A 3054-nucleotide genomic window follows, 5' to 3' on the forward strand; every position below is an offset into this window, starting at 1 on the left:
AGCAGTATTAACAGTGATGTCTTTATCAAACAGGTAAATTCTAAAATCAAAGAGATACTTGGAGATGGATATACAAGCCACAGTTTCAGACAAGGGCTTATAACCCAAATGGGAGCAAAAGGTATCAATGCAAAAATCATAAGTAAGTTCATAGGTCACTCTGATGTAAAAACTACTATGGGATATATCAAGCCAACAGATGATGATGTCAAAGGAGCGATGATACGATGAGTAAAATTGGATATATCAGAGCTTCTTTAAAAGAAGAAGTAGAAGAGCAGTCAGAATCACTCATAGCTTCAGGATGTTCTAAAATCTATGTAGAGCCAGTTAATAACTTTAACTATCAAAACAAAGTAAAACTAGCTCAAGTGATAGAGATACTAAAAAGTAAAGATACTCTTGCAGTTACAAGATTATCCATACTCTCAAGTAGTGTTCAAACACTCTTAGAGCTTATGTTTACTCTTGAAGAAAAAGAGATTATCTTAGAGGCTACCAAACAGCAGTATATCTCTTCTAACAGTTACAACCTTGATGAACTACTCTTTTTTCTAAGCGAGTTTATAGAAGATATAAGAGTTGAAAAACAAGCTTATGGAATACAAAAAGCAAAAGATGAGTGTAGAAGATTAGGACGACCTCCAAAGCTATCGCACAAAGAGGTATTAAAAGCCATTGAGCTTAAACAAAACAACACTTCACAGCAAGTTGCTAATAGATTTGGAGTTGGTAGGAGTACTCTTTATAGGCATATTGCAAAGTACAAAGAGGCTAGTTAAGTTAGTGCTGGAGTGGGTTTCCACTCTGGCACTGTTTTATTTTTTTATTCGCTCTACCCAATAATTTGGTTTTCGGTGTAAATTTGCTACAGCAACAATTATAATCTCTTCTTCTCTAACTTGGTAAATTATCCCGTATGGAAAGCCTTTAACTAAACATCTTCTGACTCTTTTGGAAAGTGAGTGCCAACCATTAGGATAAAACTTTATAAGCTCTAAGGCATCTGTAAATTTACTTATAAACCTATATCCGAGATTTTCTTGTTCATATTCATAATATTGAAACGCATCATCTAGTTCAGCAGAAGCTTCATCTAGTATGTTTATTTTCATCTATTGTACTTTGCTAAAACTTCATACACATCAGTAGATTGAGTTGTTCCAGCCTCATAAGCATCAATTCGTCGCTCAGACTCTTCTGCCCAAATTTTATCAAGCTCAGAGTTCGGTAAATCCAAACTCAACAAAAGTTGGTCAATGAGATGTATCTTTTCTAAAGGCTTTAATTCAAACACTTCTTCATATGCTACCATAACCGCCTCCTTAATTTAATCTTGAATTATTATACCAAAACAAACCTACAACTCACTCAAATACAAAAAATCCAAACATTACAACTAGCTTAAAAACATACACTACCTACCAGCAATATACCAGCAACTTTTTTAAATAAAATATCCTTTATTAGGAAGACCATTAAAGCTAACACAACAACAAATATTTCAAGCAATAAAGTTAAAACATAGTCAAAGTTCTAAACAAGTTGCTAATAAGTTTGGGGTTGCAAGAAGTACTCTTCTTCGGCATATAGCCAAACAGAAAAGAGCTAGTTAAGTTAAGGAAAAGTGCTGGAGTGGGCTTCACTCTGGCACTTTATTTTTTAAATGGGTTGATGATTTGTAAGCGATTCTCTACAATTAACTCGTGTTGCATGTCTTCACTGTAAAGGATATTGCAATTAGCAATTATAGCAGCCGAAACAATAATGCTATCGTAATATGAGAAGTTGTATTTTTCTCTCAATTCAGAAGCTCTAATGAAAACATTTCTTGTTAGTTCAACTACATTATATCTATGATATGAGCTATCTACAAACTTTTGAATCATATTTTCATTAAATTTGAGTTTTTTTATTAGATTCACACTAACTTCATTTATAACTTGTGCGCTTATCGTAGCATCTCCAAGAATGATAGGCGTTGCAATAGAGCGTTTATCAGCATCTTGAGTACTTATCGCATAAAGAATAATATTAGTGTCTATGAATACCTTATCGTGCATTAGCATCTTTCCTAGATAAAAATTTTTCTTGGTGTGAAATTTCTACTGGATTAGATGTTAAATAAGAAATAAAATCACTCTCTACTGAATAAGGTTGTTTATTTTCTTTTATGAAAATTTCATTCTGTGGTAATTGCTTAAAAAAATTCATCACATGATTTATAAGATGCTCATTTTGTTCATTTTGAAATTCAAGTATATAACTTTTCATACTAAACCCTTTTCTTTATAATCTGGAATTATTATACCAAAATTAACCTCTAAATCATCTCAAATACATTTTTGAACACCTTTCAACTAGCTTAAAAAAATACCATCTTGCCAGCAATATGCCAGCCAATTTTTTAGTACAATTTCCCTTAGTATAGAGCTTCATAAAGTATCATTCATTCATTTTTTAATTCATTATCTGCCAGCTATATGCCAGCAAGAAAATAGACCCTAAAATCACCAACACTTCATAAAACTTTCATATCCTCGTATTTAAGGGCTTTATAGAGGGTAAAAAGGTGTAAAATCACTCTTTTTTTCACTTAGTGGCACTGGAATGTTGACTAAAAGTGTTGATAACGAAGTAGTAAATGGTACTGCTAAAAACGATCTTTTTGATGCTACTGAACTTGGTTCACTTCAAAATGATGATTTAGTTCTTGATAACAGTACAACAGACAAAGATATTTTAAATGCTTCAGTTAACTCAGATGCTATTTCTGCAAGAATCCAAAATGTTGAGACTATGAATATTCAAGGTGAATATGTAAAGACTGGTTTTGATCTTACAAATGTAAGTGGAACAGAGAATCTTAATCTAAGCACAAAGATTGCTGGTGGTGTTGCAACTGTAACAGCTGTTAACTCACTAAATGCAGAAACTATCAACGCTAAAACTAACATTGCGACACTTAACCTAACTTCACTTACATCTGGAACTAGAGATGAAGTTACAGTAGATGCAGGTGCTGCTAAAACAGTAAACATTACAGGTGCTGCT

8 protein-coding genes are annotated in these 3054 nt (G+C 32.7%); 4 read left to right on the forward strand and 4 right to left on the reverse strand.

Annotated features, from left to right (window positions below; translation table 11 throughout):
- A partial coding sequence (locus PHI38_RS09930; RefSeq protein ID WP_299855679.1) for a tyrosine-type recombinase/integrase occupies positions 1–231 on the forward strand: 231 nt, incomplete at its 5' end.
- Positions 228–782 (forward strand): recombinase family protein, encoded by a 555-nt coding sequence (locus PHI38_RS09935; protein ID WP_299855681.1) that lies wholly within the window; start codon positions 228–230, stop codon positions 780–782. The genes PHI38_RS09930 and PHI38_RS09935, both read left to right, overlap by 4 nt.
- Before the next feature lie 36 nt (positions 783–818).
- Here the strand turns inward: PHI38_RS09935 and PHI38_RS09940 are convergent, their stop codons facing one another.
- Positions 819–1115: a type II toxin-antitoxin system RelE/ParE family toxin gene (locus tag PHI38_RS09940; RefSeq protein ID WP_299855683.1), complete on the reverse strand. Its 297-nt coding sequence runs from the start codon at positions 1113–1115 to the stop codon at positions 819–821.
- Positions 1112–1315 carry an addiction module protein gene (locus PHI38_RS09945; RefSeq protein WP_105916274.1) on the reverse strand — a complete coding sequence of 68 codons (204 nt, stop codon included), beginning with the start codon at positions 1313–1315 and terminating at the stop codon, positions 1112–1114. Before PHI38_RS09945 ends, PHI38_RS09940 begins: the two co-directional genes overlap by 4 nt.
- Before the next feature lie 136 nt (positions 1316–1451).
- Between PHI38_RS09945 and PHI38_RS10295 the strand changes: the two genes are divergently transcribed.
- On the forward strand, positions 1452–1616 hold the full coding sequence (locus PHI38_RS10295) for a helix-turn-helix domain-containing protein (protein ID WP_105915798.1): 165 nt from the start codon (positions 1452–1454) through the stop codon (positions 1614–1616).
- A 39-nt stretch (positions 1617–1655) separates the two neighbouring features.
- Here the strand turns inward: PHI38_RS10295 and PHI38_RS09950 are convergent, their stop codons facing one another.
- The gene (locus PHI38_RS09950; RefSeq protein WP_299855690.1) at positions 1656–2063 is read right to left on the reverse strand and encodes a PIN domain-containing protein; all 408 of its coding nucleotides are present in this window, start codon (positions 2061–2063) and stop codon (positions 1656–1658) included.
- Complete coding sequence (locus PHI38_RS09955; protein WP_105915661.1) at positions 2053–2274, reverse strand: hypothetical protein; 222 nt, start codon at positions 2272–2274, stop codon at positions 2053–2055. The genes PHI38_RS09950 and PHI38_RS09955 overlap by 11 nt, the downstream gene beginning before the upstream one ends.
- A 336-nt stretch (positions 2275–2610) precedes the next feature.
- On the opposite strand from PHI38_RS09955, the gene PHI38_RS09960 reads away from it, so the two are divergent.
- Positions 2611–3054, forward strand: a 444-nt coding sequence (locus PHI38_RS09960) for a hypothetical protein (RefSeq protein WP_299855695.1), incomplete at its 3' end; no start/stop codon positions are given.

It is taken from the genome of Sulfurimonas sp., assembly GCF_028694895.1.
Taxonomy (GTDB): domain Bacteria; phylum Campylobacterota; class Campylobacteria; order Campylobacterales; family Sulfurimonadaceae; genus Sulfurimonas.